This is a genomic window from Pectobacterium polonicum, assembly GCF_005497185.1.
Lineage (GTDB): Bacteria > Pseudomonadota > Gammaproteobacteria > Enterobacterales > Enterobacteriaceae > Pectobacterium > Pectobacterium polonicum.
The window spans coordinates 316,317-335,211 of sequence record NZ_RJTN01000001.1 but is presented as its reverse complement, the minus strand read 5'-3'; the positions used below and the strand labels follow the sequence as shown (position 1 = coordinate 335,211).

The following is an 18,895-nucleotide window of genomic DNA, read 5'->3' as shown; positions in this document are numbered from 1 at the left end:
CTTCGTGGGGACTCAGCAGTGACCGACAAAACCTCTCTCAGCTATAAAGACGCAGGCGTGGATATCGATGCAGGCAATGCATTGGTCGACCGTATCAAAGGTGTAGTGAAACAGACCCGTCGCCCGGAAGTTATGGGTGGATTGGGTGGTTTCGGTGCCTTGTGCGCCTTACCGCAAAAATACCGCGAACCGATTCTGGTTTCCGGCACTGACGGAGTCGGCACCAAACTGCGCCTGGCGATGGATCTGAAGCGCCACGATACGATTGGTATCGATCTGGTTGCGATGTGCGTGAACGATCTGGTGGTTCAGGGTGCTGAACCGCTGTTCTTCCTCGACTATTACGCCACGGGAAAATTGGATGTCGATACCGCTGCCAGCGTGATTACTGGTATCGCGGAAGGCTGTAAGCAATCAGGCTGCGCGCTGGTCGGTGGCGAAACCGCCGAAATGCCGGGCATGTACCACGGTGAAGACTACGATGTTGCTGGTTTTTGCGTCGGTGTGGTAGAAAAATCAGAAATTATTGACGGCAGCAAAGTTCAGCACGGCGATGTTCTGGTTGCTCTCGCGTCCAGCGGGCCGCACTCCAACGGCTATTCGCTGGTGCGTAAAGTGCTCGAAGTCAGCAAAACCGATCCAGAGCAGTTCGAGTTGGAAGGCAAACCGCTGGCCGATCACCTGTTGGCACCGACCAAAATCTACGTGAAATCTATCCTGTCCCTGATTGAGAAAGTGGATGTCCACGCGATTTCTCACCTGACTGGCGGCGGCTTCTGGGAAAATATCCCACGTGTGCTGCCAGAAGGCATGCAGGCGACTATCGACGAATCCAGTTGGCAATGGCCTGCTGTCTTTAACTGGCTGCAACAGGCCGGTAATGTCAGCCGCCATGAAATGTATCGTACTTTCAACTGCGGTGTTGGTATGATCATCGCACTGCCAGCCGAACAGGCAGACGAGGCCGTTGCATTACTCAACAGCAGCGGCGAAAACGCATGGAAAATCGGCGTCATTACTCAAACCGATGCCGGAGACGCAGTGGTTATTAACTGATGAAAAACATCGTTGTGCTGATTTCAGGTCATGGAAGCAACTTACAGGCGTTGATTGACGCCTGTAAGAACGGGCGCCTTAAAGGAAAGATCGTCGCCGTATTCAGTAATAATGCGGAGGCTTACGGGCTAGAACGCGCACAGAATGCGGATATTCCTACGTGCGCCTTGAACCCTGAAGATTTTGCCGACCGTGCTGCATTTGATGCTGCACTGGCAAACGAAATTGAACAGTATGAACCGGCGCTGGTGGTTCTAGCTGGCTATATGCGTATTCTCAGCCCGGAGTTTGTTGCGCAATTTGCTGGCAAAATGCTGAACATTCATCCTTCTCTGCTGCCCAAATATCCTGGCCTGCATACACACCGCAAGGCGCTGGAAAATGGCGATCGGGAACACGGCACGTCCGTGCATTTTGTCACCGATGAACTGGATGGCGGCCCGCTAATTCTACAAGCGAAAGTACCAGTCTTTAGTGACGACACGGAAGAAAGCCTGAGTGAGCGCGTGAAGACGCACGAGCACACCATTTATCCGATGGTCATTAACTGGTTCCTGAACGGCCGACTGGTGATGCGCGAAAATGAAGCCTGGTTAGACAGCGTGCGTATTCCTCCACAGGGTTATGCCGCCGAGTAATTCTGTCAGTTCGTCATATTCGTAAGGCTCTCCTGCGGGGCCTTATCTTTTCTTCTTCACTTCTTTCTTTTCCTGCCTATTCGCATCACTACCGCCCTTACCCCCTCTTTACGCTTTAAATATTTACTAATCTTTACGAAAAAACCACTAACCCCCAGATAAGAAAGAACATTTCTACCAACCGAAATTACACGTACTTTTCGTCGGTTGAAAACGAAAATGACAATGATTATCTTTCTCCATCCTAAATTTTGTGAACTCCATCATGCGTACCGTCTTGCTACTTTGTCTGCTTTCACTCAGCCCACTCCTACATGCAAAAACCGTCACCGATATTTTGGGCCGACAGGTAGAGGTTCCAGACAGTCCCCAGCGCATCATTCTGGGCGAGAGCCGCATGCTATATACGTTAGCCCTACTTCAGCCCAATGAACCAGCCAAGAATGTTGTTGGCTGGCCGGGGGACATGGCGCGCTACGATGCACAGAGTTGGTCACGCTATACCGAAAAATTCCCACAGCTAAACCAGATCCCACAACTCGGCAACGGTAGTCTGCAAGCGATGAACGCAGAAATGCTGCTGCCGCTAAAACCCGATCTGGTCATTCTGCCACGGTTGGCAAAAAACGCAGCTAACGAAGATCAACTGCAACAGACGCTGACTCGCGCGGGTATTCCCTTCATTTACGTCGATCTGCGTATCGACCTGCTTAACAACACGTTGCCAAGCATTCGTCTGCTCGGTGAAGTGCTGAATCAACCCCAGCGAGCGACCGCTTTCAGCGATTTCTATCAACAGCATATGGATGTGATTCGCCAACGCATCGCGCAATATCACGGCAAGAAACCGACAGTTATGTTGCATTTGCATCTGGGCAGACGGGACACCTGCTGTACTACGGCAGTCGGCGGCAGCCTTGGCGATCTGCTGACTTTCGCTGGCGGCGAGAATATTGCTAGCGGCACCATCAACAGCGTCTACGGAGAACTGAGCCCGGAGCGCGTGCTGGCCGCCAATCCCGATGTTTACATCGCCACCGGTATGGCTGGGCCGGAGGGCAGGCGCTTCTCCAGTCTGATGCTCGGGCCACTGGTTAACGCCGTGCAGGCGAAAGAAAGTTTCGACACGCTCATTCGCCAAGAACCTATTTTGTCTCACCTGCGAGCCGTACAAACCGCTCGTGCCTGGAGCATGTGGCACAACTTCTATCTCAGCCCGTACCACGTCGTGATGGTTGAGATGTTTGCCAAGGCGCTTTATCCAGATCGATTTGCCGATATCGATCCACAACAAACACTACAACAGCTCTATCAGCAGTTTTTACCTATTGAATTTTCAGGGATTTATTGGAGTCAGATTTCGCATGAATAAAAAGACCACGTTCCGTCACGGCTGGCCACTGCTGGCGCTGCTGCCGTTTAGCACTCAGGCTGCCATCGTCGATGGCAAAGAAGACACCATGATGGTGAATGCCACCACGGGTGCTCAAGCAGGAAAAGAGACCGGCTATCAGCCGCATAAAACCGTGACCGGCACCCGCACTGAAAGCCGTCTGCTGGATGTCCCACAGGCAGTTAACGTTGTCCCCACGCAGGTGCTTGAAGATCGTGCGGTACGCAACATTGATGAAGCACTGTATAACGTCAGCGGTATCACCCAGTCTAATACGCTAGGCGGCACACAGGATGCCATCATCAAACGCGGCTTCGGTGATAACCGCGACGGCTCGATCTTTCGTGACGGCGTGCGTTCTATTCAGGCGCGCAACTTTACCCCCAGCAGCGACCGCGTCGAAGTACTGAAAGGCCCAGCCTCTATGCTCTATGGCATGGGTGAACCCGGTGGCGTCATCAATATCATCAGCAAGAAGCCCGAACTGATACAGAAAACGCACATTGAAGGCTGGGGAAGCAGCTTCAAGGGCGGCGGCGGGCAGTTAGATGTCACCGGTCCGTTAGGTACGTCCGGTCTGGCTTACCGCATGGTGGTCGATCACGATGAAACCGACTACTGGCGCAACTTCGGGCGTAACCGCCAGACGACAATTGCGCCGTCATTAATGTGGTACGGCGAAGACACCACCGTGCGCGTCTCCTACGAACATATGGAATATCTAACGCCTTTCGATCGCGGTACGATTATCGATCCGAAAACGGGCAAACCGGTGAATACGCCGCGCGACCGCCGCTTTGATGAGAGCTACAATGCGACACGCGGCGATCAGGACAGCGTCACCATGCAGGTTGACCGCAACCTGAATGACCGCTGGAAAAGCAGCCTGACCTATTCGTATAACCGCAACCGCTACAGCGACAATCAGGCGCGGGCGACAATCAGGCGCGGGCGACGAAATACAATGCCAACACAGGAATCCTGACGCGTCAGCCAGACGCTACTGGCTATGCACATAGTCAGGCTCAAATTGTCCAGCTCACGCTGAACGGTGATGTTGACTGGGGCCGCATTAATCACCAGCTGTTGTTTGGATTTGATTATGAAGCAGATAGAACCTTCCGTGGCGATATGATTCGCGGTACAGCGACTTCAGGGTTCAACATTTACAACCCGGTATATGGTCAACTGCCTGCCTCTACCGCCGTCAATGCCAAAGACAGCGATCAACGAGAGAATATCGACAGTAAAGCCGTCTTTATGCAGGATGCCATTCGCCTTAACGATCGCTGGCAATTATTGGGCGGTCTGCGTTATGACACCTTTGATGTCATGGCAGGTAAAGGGCGTCCGTTCATCACCAACACTGACAGCTCATACCACCGCGTCGTGCCGCGTGCGGGCATTATCTACAGTCTGACATCGTATTCATCACTCTATGCCAGCTACAGCGGATCATTTAAGCCCAACAGTAATATTGCCAATAATATCGGCGCTCTTCCGCCGGAAATTGGTAAGTCTTACGAAATCGGAGCCAAACTCGATCTACCCAATCGTATGACTGGTAACGTGGCCTTGTTCGACATTGAGAAGCAAAACGTGATGGTTAAGGTCGATGACAATCTTTACCGCACTGCGGGCAAAGTGCGTTCACAAGGCGTGGAACTGGATTTGGCAGGCAACCTCACAGATTCACTAAGCCTAATCGGTTCTTATGCCTATACCGATGCTCGCGTCACAGCCGATCCTGAAAACACCGGTAAGCGTATGCCTAACGCCGCACGTCATACTGCTTCGCTGTTCCTGACGCAGGACTTTGGCAACATTGGGCTGGCAGCCGGTGACGATCTCCGCGCCGGTGCAGGTGCACGCTACGTCAGCCGTCGCGCGGGCGATGCAGCAAATACCTTTTATCTCGATGACTACACCGTTGCCGATGCGTTTATCGCCTATAGCCTGCCGCTCAACGGCTACAAGGTGAAATGGCAGCTCAACGTGAAAAACCTGTTCGATCAAACCTATTATCCATCAAGCGGTAACAACCTGCGTGTCGCCATCGGCGAGCCGCGTCAGGTGGTGCTGCGCGCCAGCGTCGATTTCTAATGCACTTTAGCCCCGTGTCTCAGCGATACGGGGCATTTTGCTACTTGCCATTCCACATTGGGAGTTCAGCACCCGCCTCCCCACCGCTATACTAGCGTTGGCACATCCATGTCAGCGTGACGCCGGTAATGCCGTTTCACGTTTATCTAATCAATTAAGGATTCACTATGTCCGGTACGAGCAATTCCGTTCGGCTACGACCGCTGGAGCGAGACGATCTCACTTTTGTTCATCAATTAGATAATAACGCCAGTGTAATGCGTTATTGGTTTGAAGAGCCTTACGAGGCCTTTGTCGAACTCAGCGATCTGTACGACAAGCATATTCATGACCAGAGCGAACGGCGTTTCATTATTGAACACGAGCAGACTAAGGTAGGTTTGGTTGAACTGGTGGAGATTAACCATATCCACCGTCGCGCGGAATTTCAGATCATCATCGACCCGGCCTATCAGGGCCGCGGCTACGCCAGCGTGGCGGCCAAGCTGGCGATGGATTACGGCTTCTCGGTATTAAATCTCTACAAGCTGTATTTGATTGTGGATAAGGAAAACAACAAAGCGATCCATATCTACAGCAAGCTGGGGTTTGAGGTAGAAGGCGAACTGATCCACGAGTTTTTCATCAACGGTGAATACCGCAACACGATCCGCATGTGCATTTTCCAACATCAATATCTGGCGAAGCACAAAACCGTGACGGGAACCGGCGGCGAAGCACCAGGAAGTTCTCTCAGCCAATAAGGTAAGAAAGTCGATTTTCTCTGTTATCCGGCATCAAAAATTATGCAGCGGTGAGCTTGACCGCCGAGTGAGCGACAGGACGTCGCGAAAGCCAGTGCCGCGTCGGGAACGCGTCACTGGCGGCTCGATCAGCGGTCATGCACACTGATGGCACCGCGTAGCGGCATAATTTAGCCAGAAGCCAGGGTTCGCAGGGCTGCGGCGCTTGAGCGCCCTGCGTCGGGCGCTTATAAGGTTTTGCATAAACGTGGCGGCGCTGCTGCGCACGAAACTTTCTCTGTGTTTGCATAGCAATGCGTATCAGAGAAAATGGCGTATTTCATCCGCAATATTACCCCGCGAATTGCCGGAATAGCGCTTTACCGCGCAAGAGTCGTAGCCCCAGCCAGCCGCCGCAGAGCGACAGGAGGAACGCTGCGATTAACGGGAGCGTTATCCACATCGTGATATTCGGCTCCCAGGCGAAGTTAAAGACCTTGCGCTGCAACAGCCACAGAGCCGATTCTGCGCCAATCGCCGCCGCCGTTCCCGCCACCAGCCCCAGAACAGCAAATTCACACCACAGCGTGGTGCGCAGCAGGCGTAATCCGGCTCCCAGCGTGCGGTATACCATCAGTTCCTGACGCCGCTGGCGCATCCCAACCTGAATTTGAGCCAGCAACAGCAGCACGCCGCAGAACAGCACCAGTATGACCATAATCTCCAGCGCGCGGCTTACCTGCTGCAAGACCTGCCCAACCTGACGCAGAATACTGCCGATATCCAACACGCTCACCGTCGGGAACTGACGGTTCAGTTGCGTAATCATCTTCTCATCGCCATCGTAGCGGAAGCTCGTCAGCCAAGACTGTGGCTGGTTATCCAACGCCCCCACGGGGAAAATAAAGAAGAAATTCGGACGCAGGCTCTCCCAATCCACCTGACGGAAGCTGGTCACCGTGGCGCTAAACGGCTGTGTATCGCCGGTAAAGGTCAACGTATCGCCAATCTTGATACCCATCTCTTTGGCTTCTTTTGCTTCCATCGAGACTTCACCCGTCTTCGGCGCTTCCCCTTCCACCAACACGTTGTGCTGTGGAATCCCGTTCATCCAGGTCAGATTCAGCTCACGGTTTACCGTGTTGCCGCCCGGATCGTCTTCGTGGATCACTTCCGTAGCAACCTGCTGATTAATCTCCGTCAGGCGCGCACGAATAATCGGGAAGAACTGCTCTGGCGTCACGTCATGCTGAGAAAGAAACTCCCTCACCTGCGGCACCTGTTCCGCCGTGATATTCAGCAGGAAATAGTTCGGGCTACCCGGCGGCAACTGCTGCTGCCAACGCTCCAGCAAATCACCGCGCATCACCAGCAGCAGCGCTAATAGCATGAAGGACAACGAAAACGCCGCCAGTTGACTGAGCGTCGACCACGGCTGACGCAGCAGGCGATTAATCGCCAGACGCAGCGCTAGACGTTTAACCGTCAGACGCCGTAACAGCAGCAAACCGCCCCAGCCAATAACACCCAACAGTAGCGACAACACCGCCACGCCGCCGAGCAGCGACCACAGCAGCACGCCGCCACCGGACAACACCGCCAGCAGGCCGACGACAATAAGCAGGACAATCGGCAGGTAATAGCGCAGCGGCCACACGTTCGCCACCACATCCTGACGCAATACGCGCAGCGGTTGTGTCGCTAGCAGCAGTCGATACGGCCGCAGCCCAACCAGCAGCGAGATCAACACCAGCGATCCCAGCGCCCATACCCACGGCCACAGCCCAGAGGCTGGCAGTGCAGCAGGCAGCACCGGTGCCAGCATTTTCATCAACAGCGCCTCAAACCCAAGGCCGAGTATGCTACCGCACACCGCCGCCAGACCCAGCACCGAGAGCCATTGGCCGATGATTAAGCGCCTCAGCGCTTGTTTGCCCGCGCCCAACGTTTTCAGGATAGCGACCAAGTCATAACGGCTGCGGCAGTAGTGCCCCATCGCCACCGCGACCGCAGCAATAGACAACAGCAGCGTGAGCAGCGCCGACAGCAACAGGAACTGCTGTGACCGCTTTAACGACTGGCTCAGCGCACTTTCAGAATCTTCCATGCCATACCAGCGCTGATCGGGCTTGAGCTGTGGCTTGATGAAGTTACTGAACTCACTAATTTGTTTTTCATTGCCGGAAAACATGTAGCGCCAGGTAATACGGCCACCCGGCTGAATTGCCCCTGTTTTCTCGACATCGTCCAAATTCATCAGAATACGCGGCGCAGTTTCGAACGGGTTAAAACCGGAATCTGGTTCCTGAATCAGCTCACCGCTGATGCGTAGCGAGGTATCGCCAACGTCCAGCATGTCACCGACTTTCAGCCCAAGTAGCGCCAGCAGGCGCGGCGCTACCAGCACCGTTCCCGCTTCGGCATGCAGCCCTTCAGGACGCGTCTGCAAATTGCCATACAGCGGATAACGCTGGTCAGTCGCTTTAACCTGTGCCAGCTGCGGTGTATCGCCCGCGAACGTCATGGTCATAAAGGAAATCTGGCGACTGAGCGTCAGTCCGCGCTGCTGCGCGTCCAAAAGCCAGTCTTCCGCGACGGGCCGCGAAGCACGCAATACGCGGTCACCCGCCAGAAAATCACGGCTCTGCTGGCTGAGCCCTTTTTCCATCCGGTCGCTAATCGTACCCAGCGCCAGCACGCAGGCCACGGCCAGCGTTAACGCCAGCCAGACAATCAATAAGGAAGGAGAGCGCCATTCGCGCCAGAACCACCGCCAGATCATGCGTCCTCCCGCAGCTTGCCGTCGACTAACCGCAGGCGTCGCTCACAGCGTGCCGCCAGTTGTTCATCATGCGTCACCAGAATCAGCGTGGTGGCATAATCGCGATTGAGAGAAAACAGCAGATCAACAATGCGCTCACCGGTTTTACGATCCAGATTCCCCGTTGGCTCATCGGCAAACAGGACGTTAGGACGCCCACTGAATGCTCGCGCCAGCGCCACTCGCTGCTGCTCACCGCCAGAAAGCTGGGCGGGCAGATGATGTAAGCGCTCGCCCAGTCCGAGCTGTTGCAAAAGCTGTTCGGCCTGTCCACGACTGTGGCTATCGCTTTCACCGCGCAACAATGCGGGTAGTTGTACGTTCTCCAGCGCATTCAGCGTCGGCACCAGCATGAAAGACTGGAAGACGAAACCGACATGCTGGGCACGCAGCGCCGCACGGCCTTCTTCATCCAGTGCACTCAGCGATTTGCCCATCAGGCTCACATCGCCCTCGGTGCCATCATCCAGACCAGCCAAGATCCCCAGCAAGGTTGATTTCCCCGAACCCGATTCACCAATCAGGGCAATTGTCTGCGCAGGTTTGACAATAAGCTCAACTCCGGTAAGGATGGAAAGCCGATTCTCTCCTTGACCAACGTGCTTACTAAGATGATGAACTTCAAGAATGTTTTCTACGTGCGCAGTCTTGCTTGGCGTAGCACTCGCTGGGCTGGTCTTCGCAAACATGTTTTCGTCCTTTTGCTTCTGGGATTATGCAGCGTACGCGCTTTCGCCGCTGACACATTATTAATTTTGGGCGATAGCCTCAGTGCGGGCTATCAGATGCCGATCGCTAACGCGTGGCCAACGCTGCTGAACACGCAGTGGCAGACGCAGAAAAAAGGCATCGCAGTGGTTAACGCCAGCATTAGCGGCGACACCACCGCACAGGCTCTGGCGCGACTTCCTGCCCTACTGAAACAACATCAGCCGCGTTGGGTGTTGATTGAACTGGGCGGCAATGACGGGCTTCGAGGGTTTCCGGCAGCCAATATCGAGCAGGATCTGGCAAAAATCATTACGCTAGTCAAACAGGCTAACGCCCAGCCGCTGCTCATGCAGGTTCGTTTGCCGACCAACTATGGCCGCCGCTACACCGAGTCATTCAGCAATATCTACCCCAAACTCGCGGAGCAGTTTACGCTTCCACTGCTGCCTTTCTTTATGGAGCAGGTGTATCTTAAACCGGAGTGGATGATGGAAGATGGCATCCATCCAACCCGTGATGCCCAACCGTTTATCGCAGAATGGATGGCGAAGCAGCTGGAACCCTTAGTTAACCATGAGTCTTAATAAATAGGCTTTTGAATTAGGTAAAGTTATGCAAAAAACGGTCTTCATTACCGGTTGCTCTAGCGGCATTGGCCTGATTGCCGCACAGGATTTGCAAAAACGCGGCTATCGCGTGATTGCTGCCTGCCGCCGCGCAGAGGATGTCGCTCGTCTGACCGCATTGGGTTTGGAAACCATTGCGCTCGATCTGGATGACAGCGCCAGCGTTGAACAGGCCGCAGCGGAGGTGATCAGGCTGACCGATAACCGTCTGTATGGTTTGTTTAACAACGCCGGATATGGCTTGTATGGGCCATTGAATACGATCTCACGCCAGCAGCTCGAACAGCAGTTTTCCAGCAACCTGTTTGGCACGCATCAGCTCACCCAGTTGCTGCTACCTGCGATGCTACCGCACGGTGAAGGCCGTATCATCCAGACCAGTTCGGTCATGGGGCTGGTATCTACACCGGGACGCGGCGCGTATGCCGCCAGCAAATATGCACTGGAAGCCTGGTCGGACGCATTGCGTATGGAATTACACGGCAGCGGGCTGCACGTCAGCCTGATCGAACCCGGCCCGATTAGCACTCGCTTTACTGATAACGTGGCACAGACGCAGACAGATAAGCCGGTCACCAACCCCGGTATCGCTAAACGTTTTACGCTGCCGCCGGAAGCGATACTGCCGAAGCTCCATCACGCGCTGGAAAGCTCGCGGCCTAAATTACGCTATCCCGTGACGCTGATAGCCCATGCCTTAACCTGGCTGCGTCGTCTGCTACCGGGGTGTCTGCTGGATAAAGTATTACGAGGATAAGGCAGCAGAAGGCGACGTATTGCGCACTCACCGCTGCACGAGGCTTGTAAGTGACACCGACAGGCCCCATCTAAAGGTCAAGTGAATTCAAGAAGTAAGAGAGACTACTCATGTTAGAACAACAAGCGACTATCGTTGACGTTAACGAATCCAACCTGCACCAGGTTTTGGAACACTCCACGACACTGCCAGTCCTGTTTTACTTCTGGTCGGGACGTAGCCAGCACTGTCTGGAATTGGAGCCGGTGCTGGATAAACTGGCGCAGGAATACGCAGGGCAGTTTGTTCTGGCGAAGGTGGACTGTGATGCCGAACAGCGCGTCGCCGCTCAGTTTGGCCTGCGCTCAATCCCAACCGTTTATCTGTTTAAAGACGGACAGCCGCTGGACGGTTTTCAAGGGCCACAGCCAGAAGAAGCGATTCGTGAACTACTGAAACGCGCACTGCCAAAAGAAGAAGAGCTGAAAGTCGCACAAGCACAGCAGTTGATTCAGGAAGACAAACTGCCAGAAGCGATGCAGCTACTGAAAGACGCCTGGCAACTCAGCCAACAGCGCAGCGATATCGGCCTGATGCTGGCAGAAGTGCAGATTCAAATTAAACGCAGTGAAGACGCCGAAGCCGTGCTGGCGACCATTCCTTTGCAGGATCAAGACACGCGCTATCACAGCCTCGTGGCGCAGATTGAATTACTGAAACAGGCAGCAGACACGCCGGAAATTCAGCATTTACAGCAGCAGTTGGACGCTGACCCACAAAATGCGGATCTGGCAGTACAGCTATCTCTGCAACTGCATCAGGTTGGCCGTAATGAAGAAGCGCTTGAACTGCTGATGGGATTCCTGAAGAAAGATCTGACCGCCGCTAACGGCAGCGCACGCAAAACGCTAATGGACATTATGGCCGCCCTCGGCACCAGCGACGCCCTCGCCGCCCGCTATCGTCGGCAGCTCTATTCGTTATTATATTGATTTATCTTGTGAAAAAGGCCAGAACGTTGATTCTGGCCTTTTTATTTGCGGGCCCCCCGTCTTATCTCGTCTTATACTGACTTGATGCGATGATTTTGACGTTACTCGGCGTAAAAAATTATGCTGAGGAGATAGCAGGCTTAGGATGAGCCGCATGGATGCGGCGAAAGCTTGCGCCACGTCGGGAACGTGTCGCAAGCGGTCCGTTAAGCCTGATACCGACGAAGGAACCGCGCCAGCGGCATAATTCACGCCAAAAAGCCTAGGGGTCACGGGGCGAGCGGCGCTTGAGACGCCCCGTGTCGGGCGCGTGCTATGAAGTTGCATGAAAATGACGGTATCATCGCGCACGAAACTGCCCCGAAAACCGAATAGAAATGTGCCCAAGAGGCAGGATGAGAATCAGCTCTTCAATCCCCCGCTGACTACAACGTCTTCAACACCGTGATCCAACCATGGCCGCCGTAGACGGACCCGCCATTTAGCCAACGGCGCAGCATGTTCATCGCTAGCATCGCAACCACTTCCTGATGGGTTTTCAGGCTGTAGCGCTGTACGTTGAATTGTATCGTTTGGGCAAAAGATCCTTCCGGCGTATGCAACGCTAATGACAGCTCAGCATCGTTCCGGCTGCCGACCACCAGCGCTAATGACGCCCCCTGACTCTCCGCCAGATGGCGAGCATAATCCGCTAGCCCAGACAGGCTGACATCCTCAACGTTTGCCAGCAGTTCTCCGCCCACCAGCGGAACGTTCGCCGACTGGAGCTGCCAGTTGAGCAATCCTGCCGTGAAGTGTTCACTCACTGCCAGCGTCATATCACGCTCGGCAAGACGTCGTGCCAGCTGTGCAGGTAATCCCTCGGTTCCTTCGAAGATGGTATTTTCCCCTGCCACGGTGCGCACCGTTTCCCACAGTTGCTCCATCTTTTCCTGCTGGGCTGCGGGGCCAGTCAGCTTCAGCTCGATAATCGGCATAGAAGAGCGGTAGCCCAGCACCACGCCCGGCGGTAACGCCATGCCGTCCAACTGGCTTGCCAGATCGCTCTCAGAGCGGCCAAAGGTGGTCAGGCGCAGGCACAGCGGGGCATCGGCGACAGCAAAACGCTCGCGCAGGCGCGGCATAATTTGCTGATCGACCATGACCTTAAACTCAGACGGCACGCCCGGTGTAAAAAACATCAGGCACTTGTTCAATTGCAGCGCGAAACCACAGGCGGTGCCCACCGGGTTATCCACCATTTCCGCACTGGCAGGGATGTGCGCCTGTTTACGGTTGCTCGGTGCCATCACTCTGCCACGCTCAGCAAAGAAAGCCTCCATACGTGCCAGCCATTCGGCGTGTTCAACCAATCCCTCTCCTGCCGCGGTGGCTGCCGCCAATGCGCTGAGATCGTCGCTGGTCGGCCCCAGCCCGCCGTTTACAATCAGGATATCGGCTATCTGGCTACGCTGCGTTATCGCCGTTACCAGCGCATCGAGATCGTCACCCACCGTCATCCGGCTGGTCATCGGTAGTCCCTGCACAAACAGATAGTCCGCCAGCCAGGCCGCATTGGTGTCAATAATCTGACCATGCAGCACTTCATCGCCGGTACATAACATCTCAACCCTAAGCATTTTTTCACTCCTGATGATAATCCTGAATCCACTTTAGAAAGTCGGATGCGCAAACACAATATTTCTTTCAGCCTGTCCAATAACGCCCTGCTGCCGATGGCTCGCCTCTGGTGTAAATATAAGATTACACTCGTCGTAACGGCGTTTTGACAGAAATCACTGAATATTCTACTCTGCTGCCAAAAATATCTGGATAGCCGCGCTATATATAGAGGAATAGGTGAAAAATCGTACTCTTGGCAGTATTTTTATCGTTGCAGGTACCACAATTGGAGCAGGAATGTTGGCAATGCCGTTGGCAACGGCTGGCGTCGGGTTTGGTACTACCTTAATGATATTAATCGGTCTGTGGGCACTGATGTGCTACAGCGCCTTGTTGCTGGTCGAAGTGTATCAACATCAGCCGTCGCACACCGGGTTAGGCACGCTGGCAAAAATCTATCTCGGCCGTTGGGGGCAGTGGATTACCGGCTTCAGTATGCTATTTCTGATGTATGCGCTCACCGCAGCCTATATCAGCGGCGCAGGCGAACTGCTCGCCAGCAGTATTAGCCAGTGGAGTGGCTACTCACTTCCGCTGTCTGCGGGCATTCTGCTCTTCACGCTGGTTGCTGGCGGCGTCGTCTGCATCGGTACATCCTCAGTCGACTTGTTTAACCGTATCCTGTTTAGCGGCAAAGTGCTGATGCTCGTCATCATGCTCGCCGTCATGGTGCCACACATTCAGCGCGTTAATCTTTTAACGCTGCCGCTGCAACAGGGTCTGACGCTCTCGGCATTGCCTGTCATTCTGACCTCATTCGGCTTTCACGGCAGTATCCCCAGTATCGTGCACTACATGGGGGGAGACAGCCGCAAGCTACGCAAGATATTCCTTATCGGTAGCGTAATACCGCTGATTGCCTATATTTTCTGGCAGCTCGTGATGTTGGGCAGCCTCAGCTCTTCAACATTCAATGCTATTTTGGCCGATCAGGCGGGGTTGAATGGGTTGATGCAGGCAATTCGCACACTGGTTGCCTCGCCGCACGTTGAACTGGCTGTCCACCTGTTTGCCGATCTGGCACTGGCGACCTCGTTCCTCGGCGTGGCGCTAGGGCTATTCGATTATTTAGCCGACTTGTTTAAGCGTAAGAATAGCGCCATAGGGCGTGCGCAGACGGGACTGCTGACCTTTATTCCACCACTGGTCTTCGCACTCTTTTATCCGCAAGGCTTTGTAATGGCCTTGGGCTATGCAGCAATTGCACTGGCCGTGCTGGCGTTACTCATTCCCGCCTTGCTGAGCTGGCAGGTACGCAAGCAGCGTCCTGAAATGCGCGCAACCTGCGGTGGCGCCCCCGTGTTGGTGCTGATCTTCGCCAGCGGCGTGAGCATTATTCTGATCCAGTTGGCGATGGTTGCGGGCTGGCTGCCATCAATCAATTAACGCCGCGATCGGTTGACCCAAGGTAAAAAACGCAGGGCGCGTTTTTTACTATCGCGTGCAGGATGCACACCATAAAAAAGAGCGTGAACTCAACATTCACGCCCTTTTTTCTTTCCGGTCACGACATCAAGCCAGTACACCTACGGCTTGATGTATGACGGTATATTAGAAGTTCAGCCCAACGCCGATATAGGCAGAATCAGCCAACTTGTTATCTGGGCCGTTTTCTCGCGCCATATTGATATAGCGGTAACCGACATCGACGCTCAGCGGTGCAAACACCTGCCAACGCACACCCGCTTTCCCTTCAACATAGTGGTCAACATGGCTGGAGAACGAATCCGGCGCATAGTAACCTTCACCATACAGTGAGAACTGACGGCTTAGCGGCCACTGCACGCCACCGCCCAGAGCAACACCATAACCATCATTGCCGTGATCCTGATTCAGGTACAACGCTTTACCCCCCAGAGTCAGCTTAAGTGCGCCAACAGGGATGGTGTATCCCAGGCCAAAACCGTATACATCATTGTTGTTGTCGCCATGGGAATAGCTCACGTTACCGGCAAGCCCTGGAATACCCAGACCGAAGCCCGCGCTAGCACCTGCGTAATCACGGCCTGCTTCCCCGGAAAGGCTAATGGCATGTACAGAAGCACTTGCAAGTAACAGGCTCCCCGCACAGGCAATCACAAATTTTTTCATTTTCAATATCCTTAAAACCGTCGTTAAACGCGCGTGTAAAGATGTTATCGTTGCCGATTCTACCCGAAACGCGCCTTCACTCCAGCATGAAATAATGTAAAGCCAAGTCGCACTATGGTTTGAGCTGAGGGTGCATTGCATTAACCCAGCTTTTCACCTGCTGGCGAGAAAGCTTAATCCCACCATTTTTTAGTTCAGTTGGCAGCGCATAATACGCGACCGGACGCTGAAATCCGGCAAGCCGCGGCTGTAGCCACTCACGTACCGCGTCGAGCGTCGTGGAATGAGCCACCTCTACTACCGCAACGGGGCGATGGCCAAACTCCACATCGTCAACGGGTACAACACAGGCCTGTTGAACATCGGGATGCATCAACAGCACGGCTTCGATATTCTCCGGCTGAACCCCTTCTCCACCGCTGAAGAATTGATTATCCAAACGCCCCAGAATATGCCACTCGCCCTCGGTAAATAGCCCGCGATCTCGCGTGTGGAACCAGCCGTCATCATCGACCAGCGGGATCAGTTTTCCGTCACGCCAATAACCAGCCGCTAAGGTGCTGCCACGCAGCAGAATTTCCTCCTCCGCCAACCGGATCTCTCGTCCCTGTAGCGGCGTACCGACGCCCGAGCGACCATCGGCACGTTTCGCGCAGACCGTCGATGCCAGTTCCGTCAGACCATAACCACACCAGCAGCTGACGCCTCGTGATTCTGCCTGTTGCGTCAGCGCCTGCGGGATCGTCGCACCGCCAAGCAATACGGCTTTCAGTGCCGTAGGCAATGTCTCCTCCGACAGCAGTCGCCACAGTTGCGTCGGCACCAGAGAAGCATGGGTACAATCGCGCAGCGCACTTTCCAGCGACTGATGCGCACGAACCACTATCGTGGCTCCCGTAGCCAGCCAGCGCCAGACAATACCCTGCCCGGATACGTGAAAAAGCGGAAGTGACAGCAGCCAGCTGTCGCTGGCAGAAAATGCCATCATTTGAACCACACCTTGCGCGCTGGAGAGATGAGCAGCAAATGAATGCGCCACCGCTTTCGGCATTCCGCTGGAGCCGGATGTCAGCGTTAGCGTTGCCAGTTGGTCGGCCTGCCAGCGTAATCGATGCGTGTCGTTGGTGACTTCGGTATCACACGATGACGAGGAATCTGAGGGTAAAGAAAGCGTGCGTACAGCCTTCGGCCACGATTTATCATTCAGGCACAGGCCATACGTTACCTTCAGCGCAGGCAGCAGCGCCTCGCTTAATGCATCAGGTAACTGTGGATTCAGCGGCAGTACACGCACGCCGCACTGTAACAGCGCCAGATAGCTGAACAGCATCTGGACACTATTTTTCCCGCGTAGCGCAACCGTACTGTCTACCGTAACGCCCTGCTGTGTGAAATGCTCTGCCAGATGATCCACCCGCTGGGCAAGCGACTGCCAGCTCCAGCGGGTTTCATCTTCAATCAATGCGACAGACTGGGGTATCTGGCTCGCCCAATGTCGCCACGGCCAGTCAGTCAGGATTGCCATACCACGTCCAGTTGCTCGGCAGCCAGCAGCGGCAACGTACTATCCGGCCAGCGTTGAATCACCTGCGCCTGCATCAGATCCAACGTGTCCAGCCCTGGAACCGTATCCGGCGTCAGCCAGTGCGCCAGACGTGCCAGCTGCGTTAAACCCAGACTGGATTCGATGCTGGAGCTGATCACCGCCGTTAATCCAGCCTGATGCGTTTCCTGCACCAGCTGCTGGCAGCGTGCCAGGCTGCCAACCAGCGTCGGCTTGATCACAATCGCGCTCACGCCAGGTTCGGCTTCTACCCGAAAATCCGCCTCGCGCACGCTTTCGTCCCAGGCAATGTTGATGCCCGTTTCCCGCGCAAACTCACGAGATTCCTCACGGGTTTTGCAAGGCTCTTCGAGAAAGGCAATACGCGAACGCAATGACGGGGCAACATAGCGGGCAAAGCCGTCGGCTTTGGCACGCGTCCAACTGCGGTTAGCATCCAGACGGAGTTTCAGATCCGGCAAGGCTTCCAGCAGGACGTTAACGATCATCCCGTCACGCACGGCTTCGTACAGGCCGACTTTTATCTTTGCCACTTTCTCGCCCGGCATCGCCTGAAGCATCTCAAACAGTTCATCAGGATCGCCATTACACAGCGGCGCTTTGCGGTAGTTCGCCGCCTGCGGCAGGTGCTGATCCAGTTCGGCCTGCGCGCAGCTCAAGCCAAAGGCGACCGACGGCGGAAGAACGTCAGAAAATGCTTGCCCTACCGCCCACAATTTTAGCTGTTCAAGTGCGGCTGATTCCGCCTCTGCCAGCGTTTCCACGCTGAATTCCGGCAGCGGCGCGATCTCGCCCCAGCCAAACCGTTCATCGTCTTGCAGGCGAACGATAAGGCCATCGCGGGTTTTCAGACGCTGATTACGCAGCACCACTCCGGCTTCCATCGGCACGCTGTAACGATAGAGAGTGACCTGACGCATTACGGATTCCGTTTGAATTTGCTGAAGTCAGGCTGACGTTTTTCATTGAACGCGTTGCGGCCTTCCTGCCCTTCATCTGTCATGTAGAACAGCATGGTGGCGTTACCCGCCAGCTCCTGCAAGCCCGCCTGACCGTCACAGTCTGCGTTCAGTGCCGCTTTCAGGCAGCGCAGCGCCATTGGGCTGTTTTGCAGCATTTCACGGCACCAGCGCACAGTTTCTTTTTCCAGATCGGCCAACGGTACTACCGTGTTCACCAATCCCATATCCAACGCTTGCGCAGCATCGTACTGGCGGCACAGGAACCAGATTTCACGCGCTTTCTTCTGACCGACGATACGTGCCATGTAAGAAGCGCCCCAGCCGCCGTCAAAGGAGCCGACGCGCGGACCCGTTTGACCAAAGATGGCGTTTTCTGCCGCAATCGTCAGGTCACACATCATGTGCAGAACGTGTCCGCCGCCGATGGAATAGCCTGCAACCATCGCGACGACCGGCTTCGGACAGGTGCGGATCTGGCGCTGGAAATCCAGCACGTTCAGGTGATGCACACCGCTGTCGTCCTGATAGCCGCCGTAGTCGCCACGAACTTTCTGATCGCCGCCGGAGCAGAATGCTTTATCGCCCGCGCCGGTCAGGATAATCGTCCCGATACCGTCGTCATGACGGGCATTATCGAGCGCCTGAATCATCTCTTTTACCGTTTGCGGACGAAACGCATTGCGTACCTGAGGACGGTTAATGGTGATTTTGGCAATCCCATCGATAGATTTATGGTAGAGAATATCGGCGAAGTCGCCGCTGCAATCGTGCCATTCAATCGGTGCATAAAGCAGGTCTTCACTCGGATAAAGCATAGT

At 54.8% G+C, this 18,895-nt stretch carries 15 protein-coding genes and 1 pseudogene; 9 read left to right on the top strand and 7 right to left on the bottom strand.

What is annotated here, in order from left to right:
* Nucleotides 1-18 precede the first annotated feature (18 nt).
* From purM to speG, 5 genes and pseudogenes are all read left to right on the top strand, one after another.
* Nucleotides 19-1,056: a phosphoribosylformylglycinamidine cyclo-ligase gene (purM, locus tag EDI29_RS01425; RefSeq protein ID WP_137739423.1), complete on the top strand. Its 1,038-nt coding sequence runs from the start codon at nucleotides 19-21 to the stop codon at nucleotides 1,054-1,056.
* Nucleotides 1,056-1,694: a phosphoribosylglycinamide formyltransferase gene (gene purN, locus EDI29_RS01420; RefSeq protein ID WP_137739422.1), complete on the top strand. Its 639-nt coding sequence runs from the start codon at nucleotides 1,056-1,058 to the stop codon at nucleotides 1,692-1,694. The genes purM and purN overlap by 1 nt, the downstream gene beginning before the upstream one ends.
* A gap of 265 nt (nucleotides 1,695-1,959) precedes the next feature.
* The gene (locus EDI29_RS01415; RefSeq protein WP_137739421.1) at nucleotides 1,960-3,066 is read left to right on the top strand and encodes an ABC transporter substrate-binding protein; all 1,107 of its coding nucleotides are present in this window, start codon (nucleotides 1,960-1,962) and stop codon (nucleotides 3,064-3,066) included.
* Nucleotides 3,059-5,190: pseudogene (locus EDI29_RS01410) on the top strand (TonB-dependent siderophore receptor). The gene EDI29_RS01415 and the pseudogene EDI29_RS01410 overlap by 8 nt, the downstream one beginning before the upstream one ends.
* Before the next feature lie 167 nt (nucleotides 5,191-5,357).
* Complete coding sequence (speG, locus tag EDI29_RS01405) at nucleotides 5,358-5,933, top strand: spermidine N1-acetyltransferase (RefSeq protein ID WP_137739420.1); 576 nt, start codon at nucleotides 5,358-5,360, stop codon at nucleotides 5,931-5,933.
* A 331-nt stretch (nucleotides 5,934-6,264) separates the two neighbouring features.
* Here the strand turns inward: speG and ybbP are convergent, their stop codons facing one another.
* Complete coding sequence (ybbP, locus tag EDI29_RS01400; protein WP_137739419.1) at nucleotides 6,265-8,694, bottom strand: putative ABC transporter permease subunit YbbP; 2,430 nt, start codon at nucleotides 8,692-8,694, stop codon at nucleotides 6,265-6,267.
* The gene (gene ybbA, locus EDI29_RS01395; protein WP_010307452.1) at nucleotides 8,691-9,422 is read right to left on the bottom strand and encodes a putative ABC transporter ATP-binding protein YbbA; all 732 of its coding nucleotides are present in this window, start codon (nucleotides 9,420-9,422) and stop codon (nucleotides 8,691-8,693) included. Before ybbA ends, ybbP begins: the two co-directional genes overlap by 4 nt.
* Between ybbA and tesA the strand changes: the two genes are divergently transcribed.
* The 3 genes from tesA to EDI29_RS01380 all read left to right on the top strand — a co-directional run bounded on the left by tesA (nucleotide 9,345) and on the right by EDI29_RS01380 (nucleotide 11,798).
* Nucleotides 9,345-10,028, top strand: coding sequence for a multifunctional acyl-CoA thioesterase I/protease I/lysophospholipase L1 (gene tesA, locus EDI29_RS01390; protein WP_137739418.1), 684 nt, complete (start codon nucleotides 9,345-9,347; stop codon nucleotides 10,026-10,028). The two genes, ybbA and tesA, sit on opposite strands and share 78 nt — an antisense overlap.
* A 28-nt stretch (nucleotides 10,029-10,056) precedes the next feature.
* Entirely contained in the window at nucleotides 10,057-10,827 is a 771-nt protein-coding gene (locus EDI29_RS01385; RefSeq protein ID WP_137739417.1) for an SDR family oxidoreductase, read from the top strand.
* Between the two features lie 110 nt (nucleotides 10,828-10,937).
* Complete coding sequence (locus EDI29_RS01380) at nucleotides 10,938-11,798, top strand: co-chaperone YbbN (protein WP_137739416.1); 861 nt, start codon at nucleotides 10,938-10,940, stop codon at nucleotides 11,796-11,798.
* Nucleotides 11,799-12,223: 425 nt separating this feature from the next.
* On the opposite strand, the gene EDI29_RS01375 is transcribed toward EDI29_RS01380, so the two are convergent.
* Nucleotides 12,224-13,417, bottom strand: a complete 1,194-nt coding sequence (locus EDI29_RS01375; RefSeq protein ID WP_137739415.1) for a nicotinamide mononucleotide deamidase-related protein YfaY — start codon at nucleotides 13,415-13,417, stop codon at nucleotides 12,224-12,226.
* A gap of 220 nt (nucleotides 13,418-13,637) precedes the next feature.
* On the opposite strand from EDI29_RS01375, the gene tyrP reads away from it, so the two are divergent.
* Nucleotides 13,638-14,846: a tyrosine transporter TyrP gene (gene tyrP, locus EDI29_RS01370; protein WP_137739414.1), complete on the top strand. Its 1,209-nt coding sequence runs from the start codon at nucleotides 13,638-13,640 to the stop codon at nucleotides 14,844-14,846.
* Nucleotides 14,847-15,011: 165 nt separating this feature from the next.
* Here tyrP and EDI29_RS01365 read toward each other — a convergent pair whose 3' ends face one another.
* From EDI29_RS01365 to menB, 4 genes are all read right to left on the bottom strand, one after another.
* A complete protein-coding gene (locus tag EDI29_RS01365; RefSeq protein ID WP_137739413.1) occupies nucleotides 15,012-15,551 on the bottom strand; it encodes a YfaZ family outer membrane protein in 540 nt (179 codons plus the stop codon).
* A gap of 112 nt (nucleotides 15,552-15,663) precedes the next feature.
* A complete protein-coding gene (gene menE / locus EDI29_RS01360; RefSeq protein WP_137739412.1) occupies nucleotides 15,664-17,076 on the bottom strand; it encodes an o-succinylbenzoate--CoA ligase in 1,413 nt (470 codons plus the stop codon).
* Nucleotides 17,064-18,035 carry an o-succinylbenzoate synthase gene (gene menC / locus EDI29_RS01355; RefSeq protein ID WP_137739411.1) on the bottom strand — a complete coding sequence of 324 codons (972 nt, stop codon included), beginning with the start codon at nucleotides 18,033-18,035 and terminating at the stop codon, nucleotides 17,064-17,066. Before menC ends, menE begins: the two co-directional genes overlap by 13 nt.
* A complete protein-coding gene (menB, locus tag EDI29_RS01350; protein ID WP_010301311.1) occupies nucleotides 18,035-18,892 on the bottom strand; it encodes a 1,4-dihydroxy-2-naphthoyl-CoA synthase in 858 nt (285 codons plus the stop codon). Before menB ends, menC begins: the two co-directional genes overlap by 1 nt.
* Nucleotides 18,893-18,895 lie beyond the last annotated feature (3 nt).

What these genes read in the sequence shown, in the direction of transcription:
- EDI29_RS01415 (WP_137739421.1), top strand. Translation starts at nt 1,960, where the DNA reads ATGCGTACCGTCTTGCTACTTTGTCTGCTTTCACTCAGCCCACTCCTA.
- ybbP (WP_137739419.1), bottom strand. Translation starts at nt 8,694, where the DNA reads ATGATCTGGCGGTGGTTCTGGCGCGAATGGCGCTCTCCTTCCTTATTG.
- purN (WP_137739422.1), top strand. Translation starts at nt 1,056, where the DNA reads ATGAAAAACATCGTTGTGCTGATTTCAGGTCATGGAAGCAACTTACAG.
- tesA (WP_137739418.1), top strand. Translation starts at nt 9,345, where the DNA reads ATGATGAACTTCAAGAATGTTTTCTACGTGCGCAGTCTTGCTTGGCGT.
- menC (WP_137739411.1), bottom strand. Translation starts at nt 18,035, where the DNA reads ATGCGTCAGGTCACTCTCTATCGTTACAGCGTGCCGATGGAAGCCGGA.
- EDI29_RS01375 (WP_137739415.1), bottom strand. Translation starts at nt 13,417, where the DNA reads ATGCTTAGGGTTGAGATGTTATGTACCGGCGATGAAGTGCTGCATGGT.
- speG (WP_137739420.1), top strand. Translation starts at nt 5,358, where the DNA reads ATGTCCGGTACGAGCAATTCCGTTCGGCTACGACCGCTGGAGCGAGAC.
- menB (WP_010301311.1), bottom strand. Translation starts at nt 18,892, where the DNA reads ATGCTTTATCCGAGTGAAGACCTGCTTTATGCACCGATTGAATGGCAC.
- EDI29_RS01365 (WP_137739413.1), bottom strand. Translation starts at nt 15,551, where the DNA reads ATGAAAAAATTTGTGATTGCCTGTGCGGGGAGCCTGTTACTTGCAAGT.
- EDI29_RS01380 (WP_137739416.1), top strand. Translation starts at nt 10,938, where the DNA reads ATGTTAGAACAACAAGCGACTATCGTTGACGTTAACGAATCCAACCTG.
- EDI29_RS01385 (WP_137739417.1), top strand. Translation starts at nt 10,057, where the DNA reads ATGCAAAAAACGGTCTTCATTACCGGTTGCTCTAGCGGCATTGGCCTG.
- menE (WP_137739412.1), bottom strand. Translation starts at nt 17,076, where the DNA reads ATGGCAATCCTGACTGACTGGCCGTGGCGACATTGGGCGAGCCAGATA.
- ybbA (WP_010307452.1), bottom strand. Translation starts at nt 9,422, where the DNA reads ATGTTTGCGAAGACCAGCCCAGCGAGTGCTACGCCAAGCAAGACTGCG.